Below are 17,782 nucleotides of genomic sequence, written 5' to 3'. Positions count from 1 at the left end.
TACTTCCTAAACGTTGTCCTCATTTACTAATCTGTTTATGCTTTTTTAAAATTTGCAAAAGGACCAACAATATCTTCGTATTACTTATTGGCTATTATTGGCTGGATCCTCTCCTGAATCCCCATCATTACTTGGTTGCATCGGCGTTCCATGGCCATCCTCATTGTTTGGCAGTGTTGTATTTCCTTCGCCACTACCGTTGTTTGGTGGCTTTGTATTTCTTTCGCCACTACCGATGTTTGGTGGCTTTGTATTTCCTTCGCCACTACCGATGTTTGGTGGCTTTGTATTTCCTTCGCCACTACCATTGTTTGGCGGCTTTGTATTTCCTTCGCCACTACCATTGTTTGGCGGCTTTGTATTTCCTTCGCCACTACCATTGTTTGGCTCACTTTGCTTTTGCTCTTCTGGTTTCTTTAATTCTTCTTGTTTCTTTTTCTTTTCTTTTTGCTTATTTTCATTCGGCTGTTCAGTCGTATTTGCTATATTTGCATTTGGAGAAGAATCACGCTTCTCACCTTTAATACGTAATTCGCTACCTTCTTGAACTACACTGTTCGGCATTTTAAATTGCGACTTATCTGTAGCAAAATTAGTCATCATTTCTTTAAAAATCAACTGAGCAATCTTCGTATTTTTACTACTAATATAATTTTCTTTACTATCTTTTATATATCCAGTCCATACTGCCATCGTATATTGTGGTGTATAACCAGCAAACCAACTATCACGGGTTGCACTTTCTGGTAAATTATATTTTGCTATTTGTTCTAAAGAATAGTTTGTTGTACCTGTTTTACCCGCTATATCTAAAGAACCTATATTAGCTGTTGTACCCAATCCAGATGAAACAAAAGTACGAAGCATATCAGTAATCATATATGCTGTAGAATCCTTCATAACTCGTTTTGGCTTTTGCTCAAAGTTTTTTGATTTACCATCTGGATAAACGACTTTCTTAACAAAATGCGGTTTAGTATACTTACCATCATTACCAAATGCCGCATAAGCACCTGCAATTTCAGTTGGTGACGCTTCATTTGTACCAATCGCTGTTGATTCGGTCGGTGCTACATTAAATGTAATACCTAGCTTTTCAGAGAAAGCTTTTGATTTATTAATTCCTACTTCTTTAGCAGTTTTTATTGCCGGGATATTTCGGGACGTTTTCAATGCATCACGCATTGTAATTGGTCCTAAATGCTTTCTATCTGCATTTCTAACTTCTTGTCCGGTTGAATACTTGAATGGAGAGTCATCAATTTGATGGTAAGTAGCCCATTTTAAATATTCAATTGCAGGAGCGTAATCAAAAATTGGTTTCATCGTTGAACCTGCTGAGCGATTTAATTCAATTGCTATATTATGCCCTTTAAATACAGCTTTATTTTCACCACGTCCGCTACCAATTGCACGAACTTCTCCAGTTTTCGTATCCATAAATGTAAAAGCGCCTTGGAATTTCTCATTTGGATAATTAATAATATTTTCATTTAAAAGCTTGTCCGCAAAATCCTGTGCCTTTGGATCTAATGTTGTATAAATTTCTAAACCGTCAGATCCAATATTAGCATCTGGCAACTCTTTTTCAACCTCTTTCACAACCGCATCCATAAACGCGGGATATGGCATTTCTTTTTGTTCAGTTGCTTTCTTCAGTCCATCTGTTACTGGAATTTTTGATGCGTCTTCCATTTCCTTTTTTGTAATATAACCATGTCGATTCATTAATTGAAGTACAACATTTCTTCTTTCTGTTGCTTTATTGATATTTTGTTCTTTCGTTGGATCATAGTTATTAGGCGCTTTCATTAAACCGGCAAGCATCGCGACTTCTGGTAGTGTTAAATCTTTCAATTCCTTACCATAGTAATTTTGTACTGCTGTTGCGATTCCGTATGAACGGTTTCCTAAGTAAACTTTATTTAAATACATTTCTAAAATTTCATGTTTTGAATACTGTTGTTCTAGCTTATACGCTAAATATATTTCTTGTACCTTTCTCTTTGACGTTTTTTCCATTGATAAGAAGTAATTTTTAATAACTTGCTGTGTAATCGTACTTCCACCTTGAGAGCCGTAATCCCCTTTTAGGCTGACTAAAACTGCACGTGTAGTACCTTTAAAGTCAACGCCTCTATGCTCATAAAAACGTGCATCTTCTGCCGCTAAAAATGCATTTTCTACTAATTTAGGAATTTGATCATACATAATATTTGTTCGTTTTTCTTTCCCATATTCATATATCAATTTCCCATCTTTATTATAAATTTTTGAGGATAACGGATTAACAAGTTTTGTTTTCTCAAGTTTTGGCGCATCCTTAATCATAACGAAAAAAGTAGCAACCCCTGAGACTAACCCTACAATACCAAGTAATAAACAACTAATTAAAAACTTACGAAAAAATGATGTTTTACCTTTTGGTTTTTGTTTTTTAGCTGCTGGCTGTTTTTTCTTTTTAACTTGTCGTCGCTCCTCTCGAGAACGATAATTTTCTGACATGCTACTTTCTCCTACCTTTCAATTCTCCTGTTGATTTACTTAAAATTATTGAGGTTACCTTCAGAAATATACTTATATTTAAAAAGTGTGCTAATCAGAAACAGTACATATTTTTATAATCTATAGATTATAAAACTTAGATTAACTCTTGAACTAACTATTCCATCTCTATTCTGTATAATAATGCTGCCCCTTAAAGCAAGAAAATTGTGAGCTGTTCCTCATCTCTTTGCACTTTATCTAATATTTGTAATAGTGAGTTCTTACATTACTCGTCTAATATAATGGTTCTTGTTAGCATAATCGTAATGAAAAGAATGTAAAAAACGATTCTTTTAATGTAAAAAAGAATCGACTTCTAATTTTTCGAATAAAATGTTCCCCGCTGTGTTATCACTATAATGAATATCCGTCTCCGCAATTTCCCCCAAGAGTCATACCGGTATCCACTTGATTCTCTGTAATTGGTGAATACTTGACTAAATCATATTTTGTATAAGTGAAAATATCGCCTAATTTGTCAATTGGATATTGTAGTAAAAATGCCCCTGCAATCAGAGCCTTAAAGGTAGATGCATAAACAAACCGTTCGTAAAGTAATCGATAGGTAACTGCCCATTTTGTATCAGCGTCGATTGGATAGTAACCCAGTCAAGCGTCGAACTTTTCTCAAGTTACGTTAGTACTCAATGAGGCGTATGTTTTGCATATTTAGTTTTCTCTACTTTTCCTTTTGCTTCCATCTAAAATAGTTCACCTGTAAAAAGTTTTACACTTGCAAGACTTAAACTTAATACTTCAACACACATCCCTATTTTTAACATCCTTGTACTTTTCAAGATAATCAGTCCTTTCGTGTTTAGCAGTACTTAGAATAGATGTCAAACCAGACTCAATGTATCGTGTTTGGGCACTAAGTTTTTAGGATTACATTTAATAGACAATTTAAGTAATAAATTTGTTCCACTTTAATACGAGGAAGAAATTTGAGTTTTTATAGTAACGGAACCGAAACTTTAATAGGGGTGCAACAACGAGAAATGGAATTTCATAGAAAATCCAATCTTAGCTTGATAGACATGTAATACCATCAGCGTTTTGGAACATTATCATGCTAAGCAAAAAAACTCACTTTTCATCTTTTTTCAGATAAGAAGTGAGTTTTTTCGTTTTGGTGTATTTATTTTTCTTAACTTGATGGTGACCAGTTTTTACCCATATAGACGTAATTTTTTACTTTTCTGTAATAGTTACAAATTCAACGGCTCCCTTCCCCTCAGTACCTAAAGCCGTATTCAATTTATTTATTTCCTTTGTTAATTCTGGTTCTTTCCCCTGATTGACTAAATTAAGATTCCCAAAAGATTTATTAAAAGATAGAAATTGTCTTGTTTTTTCTTTCCCATTTATTTCTTTAAATAAAGTATCATCTACAATTATTAGGATCACATTGGATTCACCACGATATGGTGCTAGCCATACATCACCTTCGTACTTTGTACTCATTTTTTTCCCGTCATATGTTATTTCTTTTAAGTCCTTATATTCTTTATTTGCAAATATGATCGTTTCATCTTTTTCTATTTTTGGTAACGAATCAAGAGGGTCTGAAGATAGGAGCCCCTCGTTATTATCGCGTTCACGTATGAGTCCTTTTTTATTCATATTTTTAGCAGTCGTTCTACTTATAAATAGTAAATTACTAGTAGCGCTATCACCCCCAAAATTATTCGGGAGCTTTATGTTGAGCTTGTTATTATCTATAGTCCCTTCTTTTAATTGATATAAGTCTTGTGAGATTGTTATACCTTTGTACGAATCTATAATAGAGTTTCTTGCTTGTTCGTTTATTTTTCCTACTTCTATTGAAATTCCATTTGCTGGAGAATCTTTTACACCAAATAATGAACATGCTCCTAACATGGTAATCGAAATACCAGCTACTATTAATAATCCAAGTCTCTTTTTCAACCTATATTCTCCTTCTTTTAATTATATTTGAATTAAAAAATCGTTTTATACATTTTTTTTAAGTATTGAGATCGAACAAAGTAAAAGTATATAATTTGCAAAATTAAGAAACAAATTAATACCATAACGGAACTACCCAAGACTGAAAAATCGGCTAACTCTTGTAAGGCTGTAAAAGCTACTGCACTATGTGTAATTGCAATTACAATGGGTAAAAAGAATAGTAATGCAAGTTGACGAGACACAATTTTCTTTAATTCAGGTTTACTTAAACCAACTTTTGCTATCATTTTATATTGCTGCTGATTTCGTTCTAAGTCCGTATATAATCGGAAATATAAAAAGCTTGCAGCAAACGTAAAGAAAACAATACCTATTAATACACTCATGATAGATGCAAGTCCAAACCCTTGCTTCATAGCTATCCATGTAAAAATTAAAGCCGAAAATTGATATGATTCGTTGTATACCAAAGGATCATTTATATCTTTATTCCCTTTCTGTAAGGAAGCCAAGATTTTTTCAGCAACTTTTTTTGTTTTCTCCCAATCTTTCACAACAAAACCATTGATGGTGAATTGACCGTAGTGATTCTCTGGATCCACAATCATTTGATTATATACAGTATCCGGAATAATAATTGTCGTTATGTTTGTATCTTGTAGTTCTTTTGGCGTTAGTATTTTATTTACATGCATAGCTTTTTTTATATTTCCATGCAACAATTGAAAGTTATTTCGATTAGATTTTGTATTAATAACTTTTCTTGAAGGTATGACAAAACTATCATTTTCATCTTGTAAGCTTTCTTTTTCAAAACCAAATGCCTCAGCTAACTTATTATAATCACTTATTTTTATAACACTTAATAAAATATTACTGTCATAAATGGTATCCGAAATTTGTTTGATTGAATAAGTCACTCGTTTGAAATTAAACCCGCCATCATTGAGTTCACTTTCAATCCTTTTTATATGTTCTTTTTCTAAATTGTTATTATTATAAGACCGATAAGAAAATGCAAAAGGGCTATCTGATTCAGCCATGGATGAGTTACCTAACCCCATACAAGTCCCCACTGCAGTGAAGGCAACAGCAGAAATAATAGTGACCATAAAAAACATTTTTGCATTATCTTTTAATTGATACACTAAATCTGAAATTGTGAGTATGTTTGTTTTCTTAAAGAAAATATTTTCCCTTTTCTTTAATGCACGCAACACATACACACTGAGCTGTGTAAATAAGAAGTACGTTCCAAGTACAACAAAGCTCACCCCTGTCGCCATCATGAATAATACATATTTCATATCCTTATAATGAATTGCGTTAACACTATGGAAAACAGCTGTATATCCTAATCCAATACAAATTAATGCGAACAAAGATAGCCAAAGGGATGCTTTTGGTTCAGGCTTTGGCTTTTCTTCTGCTTTTATTAATTCTACTAATTGCTCTACATTTACTAGTCGAGAAGTGAAAAGTGAAATAAGTAAAAATAATAAGAAGAAAGCTCCAAATGTTATTCCAATTGCTTTAAAGGGCATGTAAAATGGGAGTCCTTTATCAATCATTAGCAGGTTGTTGCTCATAATTAAGATAAACTTAGAAAACGCCATTCCAATTGTAATTCCTGTTAAAATAGAAGCGATTCCAATTATTATATTTTCAATAAATACTAATTTATTTAACTGTGAACGTGACATCCCATGTAGCATTAGAATTCCAAAATCTTTTTTTCTTGTTTTTAAAAATGCACTTACGGAATATAGGATAAAGAAGAATGAGAAAAAAAATATTAACCCCTGCGATATCTTTAATCCTGACTTTGCAAATGTATTAATTGTTACACTTGCAGCAAGGTCGCCTTGTAAATTAGGATGAAATGCAAGTAATGCATAAGTAAAGAAAATCATAATAGCAAACGTACTACTTAAAAAATGAGCCAAATATGTTCGTTTACTTCGAATGACGTTATTAAATGCGAACTGTCGAAAAGTCATTTGCATTTCCTCCTAATAATGCTAGAACCTCTAGAATTTTTTGATAGAATACTTTGCGATTATCGCCACAATAAATCTCATTGTATAACTGTCCATCTTTGATAAACACAATGCGATCACAATAACTCGCAGCCATTGCATCATGTGTCACTAACATCATCGTTGTGCTATTTTCTTTATTAAGCCTTGTCAATAATTCCATCACATCACAAGCAGATTTTGAATCCAGATTCCCTGTAGGCTCATCCGCAAGTAATAATTTTGGATTATGAATAGTAGCTCGTGCGATTGCTGTTCTTTGTGCCTGGCCACCAGAAATTTCATACGTACGCTTATCTAATATTTCAGTTATCCCTAGTTTTTTAGCAATAGCTTCCACTTTCCCTTCCATTTCTCTAGGGCTTACACCATCAAGTGTAAGTGGAAGAACAATATTTTCTTTCACTGTCAATGTATTAAGGAGATTAAATGATTGAAAAACAAACCCTAATTCACGTCTTCGAAATAAAGACAACTGATCTGGAGATAACAGATATGGATTTTCTCCATGAATTAATACTTCTCCTGACGTTGGAGCATCTATAGTAGAAACCATATTTAATAGCGTTGTTTTACCACTCCCAGATGGTCCCATAATTCCTACAAATTCACCTTTGTTTATTTTTAAATCAATATGGGATAATGCTGTATAAGAAATTTTTCCAGGATAAACCTTCACTAAATCTGAAACATGTAGTATCTCCACAAGTATTCCACCTTCCATTTCTCTTTTCGATACATGAAGTGTAACCTATATTTAGTATGTCCCCTATCGATTTCCCTAACATTTATCTAACAAGTTTGTAAGATTCAAAAGAAAAAACCGATGAATAATCTTTCTTTCATCGGTTAACGAGAGGCATATGGGAATACGATTCTAACTTTTGTTCCCTTACCTACCTCAGATTCTAGCTCAATCTTATGATTTAATTTTTCACATACTTCTTTAACAAGATATAACCCCATTCCCGTAGACTCTTTGAATTTTCTACCATTTTCTCCCGTATAAAATGGATTAAAAACACGTGGTAAATCAGCAGTAGGAATACCCACTCCATAATCTCTTACTTCCAAAATAATTGCTCGTCCTTTTGAATACGCCGATACTATTACTTTCCCTTTCTTACTTGATGAATATTTAATTGCATTTGACAGTACTTGATTGAGTATAAATCGAAACCATTTCTTATCTGTTTCTACAATAAGACTCGGATCTACTTTTACTTCTGGATACACATAGCTACGTATAAACAAACGTTTATTTTCATGAATAACAGAATCAATCATTCCCAATAATTGCAATCGTTCTACATGAAAATCCTGTTCAAATGTTTCTAAACGAGCAACATATAAGACCATTTCTAACCCTTTTTTGATTCTTTCCGTTTCTTCATTAATACTGTCAAATTGAGAGTCATCTGCATCTTGTGTAATTAACTCAATAACAGAAAGAGGTGTTTTCATTTGATGAACCCATTGATTCATAAAAGTCATTTGTTCTTGTTGTTTTCGTTCCCATTTTTTTAACTGGTTTTGATAATATTGATATTGAGTTTGTAGTAATGTTTCTAAGGCCATTGATAACGGAGTCAAATCACTATCTTTTATTGATTCATTTAATGTTTCCATTGGTGTTGATAGACGCTTGTAGAATGAACGATGACTATAATAACGATATATTAAATAACCCATTAATAAAAAAACACCTAAAAATACAGAATATAATGCTGTCAAAACATGTGGATAACCATCAAACCAATATATAAAAAGAATGATAAGCAATTGGGCAAATGTATAACAAATGAGTGGAATATGTTCTTTTAAAAATAATTTCATTATTCCTTTCCTTCCCTCTCCCAAGTAGCATGCAAACGATATCCAGCACCACGAACTGTCTCCAGTGCGTTTTCAATACCTAAATCTTGCAATTTCCTTCTAATTCTTCCTATATTTACACTCAATGTATTCTCGTCTATATATGAACTATCCCATAGTTGTTCTAAAATCACTTCACGTTTTACAAGGAGTGGAGACTTTGTTATCAATATTTCCAATAAAGTTGTTTCTTTTCTAGTAAGTATAATTGTCTTATCTTCTAGTTGAAGTTCCATTCTTTCTGGGAACAGGAATAATCCTGATTGCTCAACTATTCGTTCTTTTACTTTAGGAGCATATTCACCGTATGCTCTCCTGAGTTGACTACGGATTTTAGACATTACAACTTCATAATAAAAAGGTTTCGTAATGTAGTCATCACCACCATTTTCTAAAGCCATAACTTGATCCATCTCTCCACTCCTTGCAGATAAAAATACAATTGGACAAGTAGAAATAGCTCGTATTTGGCGACACCAATAATAACCATCAAAATTAGGTAAATTTACATCTAATATCACTAAATCTGGTTTTATCTCTTGAAATATTTCTAAGATATTTTCAAAATCCTCTATAATAACACTTTGGTATCCATATTTTTTTATATGAGTTCCCAGTAATTCAGCGATTTTCATATCATCTTCTACAATCATGATTGTATTCATTTCGTAATCTCCTTTAATTTAGGGGTAATTTTTAAAGTTCGTTTAGTGTTTTATATTTTATTTATTTAAAAAAGATGATATCTTATATCCCCCCTAAAATGCAATAAGTATCCATTAAAGTGTATATTTATTGTTTCTAAATTAATAAACGGAATAGAGATGGTATCCATCTTTTTTTCTTTACTTAAAATAGTATGTTAATTCTCCAATTGGATGAGTAGGATATAATTGAAAAAGCACCCTGTTTACAGGGCGCTTCATTAAATACAATATCCAATTTACATATTAACTAAAAATTTTATACCGATAAGGGCTATCTAAAAGGGGTAATACCATGATACCTTTTTTGAGCCACTGACAACTGATTAAGCCAAGAAGATCAAAATGCATCGGAACAAATACATATTAACCTTGGTATATTTTTAACATTCTAAATGTGCATAGCCAAACATAATTAGTGATTAAGTATGCACATTTAATTTTTTGCCTATCTTTTTTATGAATACATTTTTGTACATATACGTTTTAAATAGTGATGTCTAATAATGAGGAAGTAAATCATTTGCATACAAATAAAGCTTACTAATACAATAATTGAGCTTTGAATAACAGACATTTCCCTACTTACTGTTTGTCCTAGTTGATGCAGAGTAAGAAATGCAAAACTGCTGTGAACCATAGCCACTACAATCGGTAAGAAAAATAGTAGCATCATTTGTCTTGTCACGATTTGCTTTAACTCACTTTGGCTTAAACCAAATTTTGAAATCATTTGATATTGCTCTTGATCCCGTTCTAAATCAGTAAATAGACGGAAATATAAAAAGCTTAGCGTAAATACGAAAAATACAATCCCCACCATTACACTTGAGATAGAAAGTAATCCGTTTTGTTGTTTCAATTCAAGCCATCTTAAATACAAAGATGAAAACATATAATAATCATCTTGATTCTTACCAATAATCTTCATAAGTTTAGTAGAAACTGCATTCGTTTCAGACCAATTTTTAACGATAAAACCGTATATGGTGTAATCTCGAAGTACGTTTTCTTGTTGAGCATTTTGGACCTTATTATAAACAGCATCAGAGACAATAACAGGCTTTTCGATTAACGATAATTCTGGGATATAAATTGTTTTTTGTACAGAAAGTGGAACCTCTATTTGACCATGTATTATTTCAAAAGTTTTTATATCCTCCGCACTTTTCACGTTCTTATTTAGCCGTATTGCAATGCTATCATTTTCATTTGTTAATTTCTCTATGTCATATCCTAATTGTTTTGCATATTCATTATACGTAGATAGATTAATTAACGCCAATCCGTTTAGTGTCCTTTTAAATTCTGTTGCAACAAGTTTATAAGAAAATCCATATGCTTTTAATTGCTTCTTTATCTCTTCAATATGGGCTTTTTCTTGTATATTCCCCTTATCCGATTGATACGTAAATGCATATGGGGTCTCATGTTTTGCTAATTCTGGATTTCCAATTGCTGTACAAACTCCAATTGCTGTAAAAGAAACTGCAGATATAATTGTAACGATAAAGAACGTTCTCGCATTATCCTTCATTCGATACATCAATTCTGAAATAACAAGAAGATTAGTCCTTTTAAAGAATGTAGCTTCTTTATTTTTTAAACTATATAACACATAGACACACAATTGATTGAAGAAAAAATAGGTTCCACATACAATGAATAAGACGCCTACTCCTACAAGTAATAATAATTGATCTAAATCCATGTAATCCACCGCGACGATACTGTAGTAAACGCTGGAGTAACCTGCCCCCAATAAAATAAGTACCAACAGAGATATCCAACCAGAGACTTTCGGCTCTGGTTTTGGTTTTTCCTCTGATTTTATGAGTTCCACAAGCTCATTCATTTTCACCATTTTTGATGTAAACAATGAAATAAGTAGAAATAAAACAAAAAAGGACATTGCTGTTACTAGCATTGCCTTTGAAGGAAAGTAAAATGCTAACGTTTTCTCTACTCCTAATAAAGACCCACTAACTAGCAAAAACAATTTAGAAAAAACCACCCCAAGTCCGATGCCTACTACAATAGAAGGGATTCCAATCAACATATTTTCGAAAAAAATTAATCGATGAAGCTGTTGATGAGACATTCCATGTAACATTAATAATCCAAACTCTTTTTTTCTATTTTTTAAAAATGCACTAACAGAATAGAAAATAAATAAGAAAGAAAAGACAAAGATTAAGTAATAAGATAAATGAAATCCTATTCTCCCAAATGTACTCATAATGGTACTTACATGAGTCAGTTCGCCTTGTAGATTTGGATGAAAGACAAGTAGTCCATAAGTGAAAAAAACCAATACCGCAAATGTACTACTAAAAAAATGACCAAGATATATTCGTTTATTCCGTAAAACATTATTGAATGCGAGCTGTCGAAAAGTCATGTTTATTCCCCCCTAACATAGAAAGACTATCCATAATATTTTTATAAAATAATGAGCGATCACCCTTGTAGCAAACTTCATTGTATAAATGTCCATCTTTAATAAAAATAATGCGGTCACAGAAACTTGCAGCAACTGGATCGTGCGTTACTAACATCATTGTTGCCTTTTCTTCTTTATTTAATAGTGTTAATATCTCCATTACGTCTTTAGAGGCTTTAGAATCTAAGTTTCCTGTCGGCTCATCTGCAAGTACCAATTTAGGAGAGTGAATGAGTGCACGGGCAATCGCTGTTCGCTGTGCTTGTCCTCCTGATATTTCATATGTTCGTTTATTTAAGATTTCGTTGATTCCTAATTTTTTCGAAATAGATTCTACTCGTTTATTTATTCTCTTCACATTCATGCCATCTAATACGAGGGGAAGAACCATATTCTCTTTTACTGTTAATGTATGCAACAGATTAAAGGATTGAAAGACGAATCCTAATTCCTGTCTGCGAAATAAGGCCAAATCATGGGGTGAGAGTTGATACGGATTTTTATTATGAATGAATACACTTCCTGATGTTGGCGAGTCAATAGTAGAAACCATATTCAATAATGTTGTTTTCCCACTACCCGAAGGGCCCATAATCCCAACAAACTCCCCCTCTGTAATTGTTAAATTAATATTTGAAAGTGCTGTATGTGAAACATTCCCTTTATATTCTTTACTAAGATCTTTTACTTTTACTATTTTCATATGAGAAATTCCCTCCAAATTTACATACTAAGAATGAGATTTGATAGAAGATGTCTGCCTACATTTTGACATTATTAAAATACGAGTAAAGTACCATTCATTAATTTTCTAGTTTCGAATTTTCATATTTAAACTGGAATAATTGGTCAAATGTATTAAGCATCAAAATAACTTGATATCGTATCTCAAGATTTTTATGAATGATTCTGCTTTTCATTGTAGTAGTAAGATTGTTTTTCTCATATTGAATTATCTTTCATTTATCTTACACGCTTGAAATATTTCTGAAAATACAGTCTATCCAATTAACAAGCATGATTTTTTCGAAAGATAGCATAGAGGGATTTTTCACATGCACCATGCTATACAGTAAAGAATTTCCCTATAGATTTTACTTACATTTCATTGTATTTTCTTTACCATTCACCAAGTTCTTCCTCTATTTTTCTGTACATTAAAGGAAATGTTGAGATATGATTAAAATAAATGAAAAAAGGTGTTGAACAAAAGTTCTACACCTTTTTTTGTAAATAGAAATAAAACAACACACCATCAACTGTATTATATACTCCATACTCTGCTCCATGAAGTTCTAAGATGTTTTTTGAAATGGCAAGTCCAAGTCCCGTTCCACCTTGCGACCGTTGTCGCGCTGTATCAACCCGGTAAAAACGATCCCAAATTTTATCTAATTGATCTTCGTCGATATGGGCACCTTTATTTTCGATACAGATTTTTATTCGACTTGACTCATCTATTGTAGAAACAATAATGTCTTCTTTTTCTGGTGTGTAACGAATAGCATTCGTGATAAAGTTTGTGATTACTTGTTTCATAAGACGATGATTAGCAATGACTTCAATCGCAGAAAGATGTGTGTGAATATGTAATTGTTTTTTTATTATCTCCAAAGATAACTGTTCACATATATGCTGAATGGCAATGTCAATATAAAAAACATCCATCTGCATTTTATACGTACCGGATTCAAATTTTGCTAACTCAAGCATATCTACAATCATCATATCCATCTTATCTACTTCTTTTTCCATAGCCTTAAAGTAATACTCTCTCTTATGATCTGCAACACCATCTTTTAAAATAGAAATACAACTTTTCATAATACTTAGAGGTGTCTTTAGCTCATGCGATACCCCGGAAATAAATTCTTTTCTTGTATTTTCTAATTTTTTTTCTTTCTCTATATCTCGTTGTAACTGTTCAATATGTGAGTGTAATGTATTTGAAAGTAAATTAATATTTTGAGATAAATCACCAATTTCATCTCTCGATTCGACTGAAACCCTTTCTGAGAAATCTAGGTTTGCAATTCGTTTAGTTGTCTTGTTTATTTGTAATAAGGGTTTGGCTATCTTTTTTGAATAGTAAAAAGAAGATAGAAAAATAAGAACCAACACAAGCAAAACAATATAGACATAGTACTCTTTTATCATTTGTACAGCTTCATCAACTGGCTGCAAGGAAGCCATTGAAAAAATGTATGTTACTTCACCACTCTTGTCCTTTATCGGTTTTATTATTATCTTATATTTAATATCATTCTGTTCATAATCTAGTTCCTGTAACGAATTGTAGTTAGCATTCGGTTCATTAAGCAATAAATTTGCCTGAAACTCCTGTATCCTTTCCTTAAATAAATTATTTGTATAAGCAAAATTAGATTGTTCATTCCCACCCGAAAGTTGAACATTTGTAATATTCCCTTCTAGGTATATTATAGGTTGTTGTTCTTCGAATGCTCTTTTATATTCATTAGTCTCTACTTTGGGTATTTCTTTAGAATTATATTTATTTTTTTGCTGTATTAAAATATCATTTGTTCTTTTTTCTAATATCGGATTTATCCAATTTTGATTTTTTGTGTTAGAGAATAAAAGATATGGAATAAATGTAGAATTATTTTTTATCCCCTGCAACATAACTGTTTTTCCTAAAGGGAATATTTCATTTAACATATCTCTCGTATAATCGCCCTCAAACTTGAAATTATACAGTGGTATAGAAATTTTAGAGTCCGCGAATTGCTTTTCTTTATTTTTAGACGGATTTAATTTTACTTCTATATAAAAATCATTTACATTCTTTAAATACCCCTTACCATCTAATGTGGTAATCCATGTATTATGTTCTCGATAGAAATCTTGCTCTAGTTTTTGATTAACTTGTGAATTGCCTTCACTTTTCAAATAATCCTTTTCAAAAGAATTCACGTTTATTTTGACATCATTTACTTTTTTATTCGTATAAAATTGTTTAAAGAATATTGTTTGTCCAACAATAATGGTTGCCAAAATGAACATACACAACACTGTTGTTATCATAAATAATTTTAATACAATTCCTCTTTTCAATATTTAACCTCCAGTTAACAAGCTGCTCGACAATAATCATAACACTCTTAAATTTATCTTCCCATTCATTCCATGTTTCACCAACATGTCTATTCACTATACAATCACACCAATTAATAACAGCTAAGATACATGTTTTATAAAAAACTCCCTTAATCAACTTGTTTTTGCTTTATATATTTACAACTAACCATCTACATATTTTGTCATAGCTTTTAGTTACGATTATATGATACATGTTTTATGTAAAGATAAAATGCATTTTATCTTTACATCTGCAAAAAAAAGCCCTACCCACGTGTCAACATAAAATATATGTATAAAAAAGAGAGGTGAATTTTCCCATGTAATTATTGATATGGAAATCCGGAAGAAAAATAGATTTTGTTGCAAGATATGTATAAGATTTGAAATTTATAATACAAAGCTTCTTTACACATAGAACGCTTGGAATGGATATGGCTAAACACTATATATAGCCATTGTTATTTTTTGTACGAGCTCACTGTATTAAAAAAAGAAATTATATGTTTAGACATAATTCGAAATCATTTCAATCGATTTTCTGTACGTTAGAACACTCGTTTTAAAACTTAACAGATTATGTGGACCTAACTATCTATTGAATTAAGATATTATAAGGGCCTTTGGCGCAAATCTTCTCAATATTTTTATCAATCCCTATTTGAGTTGTAGAGGCACAAATTAATCCTACAATTTCTCCAGAAATGAGCAACACAATAAAAAAGTTGAGGATTCCCCCAACTTTTTTATACATTTATTGTCTTATTAATCCTGTAGATGTAACCTGATATGTTCTTTTCTTTCCTATATATTCCTGTTTTCCATTCTCAAGGTTAGTTAAAGTCGCTCGTGTTTTTTCCTTTGCTGCTTCCCCTTCTATATGAGTTAATTCTATATAATCACCTACTTTTATAGGTACTGTTTGGGTTTCAGCATTTTGTTGTCTATTTCCCACGATTTCCTTATTGTACATAACGCTACCGGATGCGTTATGGACTTTAATACTTGCATATGTACTATTAAAGTAAGAATGCGGTACGCCAGCTTCTAATTTAACTTTCAGCTCTTCTGCTGTTTTATTATAATCTACTTTTGCAATTTCTCGATCACTATACCCTTTTAAGGACCATGCAAATTGTTTCCCGTCTAAAATTGTTGTCTCTGGCATTTTTTCTACTTTCTTTAAGCCCTCTTTTGTAAACTGATACCTTGCTGTCTTTCCAATGGTCTCATTTTTGTTATTTTCAAGATTCGTTAAAGTTGCTCGTGTCTTTTCCTTTGCTGCTTCCCCTTCTATATGAGTAAATTCTATATAATCTCCCACTTTTATAGGCACTGTTTGGGTTTCAGCATTTTGTTGTCTATTTCCCACGATTTCCTTATTGTACATAACGTTACCGGATGCGTTCTGAACTTTAATACTTGCATACGTACTAGTAAAGTAGGAATGTGGTACACCAGCTTCTAGTTTTACCTTCATCTCTTCTGCCGTTTTGTTATAATCTACTTTTGCAATTTCTCGATCACTATATCCTTTTAGGGACCATGCAAATTGATTTCCTACTAAAATATCAGAATTTCCATTTGTAATTCCTACTTTTTTCTCTACAGTTCGATCAAATATATCTGTTAATGTAATTTTAGCATAAGCAGTTTGAGGCAATTGCATAGTTTGACTTACCTCAGTTTGATAGGATTTAATATTGTCAATTACTTTCAAAGCTTGTCCCGTTAACTTTTCATTGTCATAGATTTCAATTTTCCCTTTAAACTGGGGAGTACTTTGTTCTTTCAATTTCCAAGACACATTTAATTTTTGATATTCAAAATGAATATTTTGAATATCAAAATCCAAATTTCCCATTTCTGGTTGACTAGGCTGATTTATATTAAAAGTCTTTCCAGTACCAATCGTTGATTGCGTATTTCCTCCTGCCTTAACCCATACATATTCTGAAGTTGCTCCTCCATCGTATTGATAAGAAGTATCATGTTGCCCAGAAATACGTTGATTATTCCAAGAATTCCATTGTTTATCTGAAACTTTTCTGCTATATCCATTTTTAAGACGTGCTTCTCTTACATCTTGTCCATTACCAGCCCAGTCCTCTTGAAACATCGATAAACCATAGTTGAATGCAACATTCGCAACTGGATGATCCATAATAGCAACTAACTTCCATTGATTTAATTTATTATCTTTTATCCACTGGCCAAACTTTGTATGTCCATCTTCTTGCCAAGAACGTAGTGTCATTCGATACCATTCACTATCTTTCCAATTATAAGTTGTTTGAACCTTCAGACCTGTTCCTTCTCCCCCAAATCTACTGGCTTCTGAAGTCGGCGATAAATATTCGGCTTTTATTGCTTGGTTTGATGCTATTGGATCCCAAAGTGCAAAATGAAGGGTACGTTTACCGGTTTGATCAAAACCACTTTGTTGTTGGAAGCCAGCATACCCGCCACCCTCTCCTCCCTGATTCCAGTTATGTACCGCCCAATACGTATAAGGTGCCGTTTGGACTGGTGACCAGTCTATACTAATAATATCTGAAGCAGCAGTATTTTGTGGTGTTACATAAACTGATGGGGCATGAGATCGAATTGCTGCCTCTGTACTAGAAATTGGTGTTCCATACATTGAGATCATGGTGCAAGTCGCAGTAATCATAACAATCTTTTTTATTCTTCCTCTTGTTTTGACTTTAAACATAACTTCCTATCTCCTTTTAAATTATTTTATTTACATTGAATAATAACGATATACATACTATTAAACAAATTATGTAAAAAAATAACACTAGCTATATTACTTAGGTATGTTTAATGTTTTTTTCACTACTAACACTAATCAAATTATAGTATTTTCTTATAAAATCGTAAGATTTAGTACTAAATGTAGACTGAAAATATTATAAAAATTCATAAATATGTAGTTTTAGGATATTTATGATGAAAGCCTACAAAATAAATTCACTGATTTTGTGATAGATTTCTTTCCTTTATTAATTACACAATAAAACATATATTGTTTACCGAAATAATATTATGTAAACTTATCAATTTGCCAGTGCCTTATCATTAGATAAAAAGAGTCCACTAAAAACATAGACTCCTTTAGTTGCCTAAACATTACATAT

At 32.0% G+C, this 17,782-nt stretch carries 10 protein-coding genes; all 10 read right to left on the bottom strand.

Features of this window, described 5'->3' with window-relative positions:
• Positions 1–84 precede the first annotated feature (84 nt).
• The 10 genes from MHB70_RS28695 to MHB70_RS28650 all read right to left on the bottom strand — a co-directional run bounded on the left by MHB70_RS28695 (position 85) and on the right by MHB70_RS28650 (position 17,355).
• Complete coding sequence (locus MHB70_RS28695; protein ID WP_341343704.1) at positions 85–2,505, bottom strand: transglycosylase domain-containing protein; 2,421 nt, start codon at positions 2,503–2,505, stop codon at positions 85–87.
• Between the two features lie 1,233 nt (positions 2,506–3,738).
• Positions 3,739–4,476, bottom strand: coding sequence for a lipoprotein BA_5634 family protein (locus MHB70_RS28690; protein ID WP_061529813.1), 738 nt, complete (start codon positions 4,474–4,476; stop codon positions 3,739–3,741).
• A 32-nt stretch (positions 4,477–4,508) separates the two neighbouring features.
• A complete protein-coding gene (locus MHB70_RS28685) occupies positions 4,509–6,479 on the bottom strand; it encodes an FtsX-like permease family protein (protein WP_061529814.1) in 1,971 nt (656 codons plus the stop codon).
• A complete protein-coding gene (locus tag MHB70_RS28680; RefSeq protein WP_061529815.1) occupies positions 6,454–7,224 on the bottom strand; it encodes an ABC transporter ATP-binding protein in 771 nt (256 codons plus the stop codon). The genes MHB70_RS28685 and MHB70_RS28680 overlap by 26 nt, the downstream gene beginning before the upstream one ends.
• A gap of 143 nt (positions 7,225–7,367) precedes the next feature.
• Positions 7,368–8,354, bottom strand: coding sequence for a sensor histidine kinase (locus tag MHB70_RS28675; RefSeq protein WP_061529816.1), 987 nt, complete (start codon positions 8,352–8,354; stop codon positions 7,368–7,370).
• Positions 8,354–9,058 carry a response regulator transcription factor gene (locus MHB70_RS28670; protein ID WP_002137462.1) on the bottom strand — a complete coding sequence of 235 codons (705 nt, stop codon included), beginning with the start codon at positions 9,056–9,058 and terminating at the stop codon, positions 8,354–8,356. The genes MHB70_RS28675 and MHB70_RS28670 overlap by 1 nt, the downstream gene beginning before the upstream one ends.
• A gap of 496 nt (positions 9,059–9,554) precedes the next feature.
• Complete coding sequence (locus MHB70_RS28665) at positions 9,555–11,498, bottom strand: FtsX-like permease family protein (RefSeq protein WP_061529817.1); 1,944 nt, start codon at positions 11,496–11,498, stop codon at positions 9,555–9,557.
• The gene (locus MHB70_RS28660; protein ID WP_061529818.1) at positions 11,470–12,243 is read right to left on the bottom strand and encodes an ABC transporter ATP-binding protein; all 774 of its coding nucleotides are present in this window, start codon (positions 12,241–12,243) and stop codon (positions 11,470–11,472) included. Before MHB70_RS28660 ends, MHB70_RS28665 begins: the two co-directional genes overlap by 29 nt.
• Before the next feature lie 512 nt (positions 12,244–12,755).
• Entirely contained in the window at positions 12,756–14,615 is a 1,860-nt protein-coding gene (locus tag MHB70_RS28655; RefSeq protein WP_061529819.1) for a HAMP domain-containing sensor histidine kinase, read from the bottom strand.
• A 778-nt stretch (positions 14,616–15,393) separates the two neighbouring features.
• Positions 15,394–17,355 carry a DUF3472 domain-containing protein gene (locus MHB70_RS28650; RefSeq protein WP_061529820.1) on the bottom strand — a complete coding sequence of 654 codons (1,962 nt, stop codon included), beginning with the start codon at positions 17,353–17,355 and terminating at the stop codon, positions 15,394–15,396.
• Between the last annotated feature and the right edge of the window lie 427 nt (positions 17,356–17,782).

This window comes from Bacillus sp. FSL M7-1020 (genome assembly GCF_038050415.1).
Classification (GTDB): Bacteria; Bacillota; Bacilli; order Bacillales; family Bacillaceae_G; genus Bacillus_A; species Bacillus_A toyonensis.
Note: the sequence above shows the minus strand (reverse complement) of the source record. Positions and strands in the feature narration are given on the sequence as shown.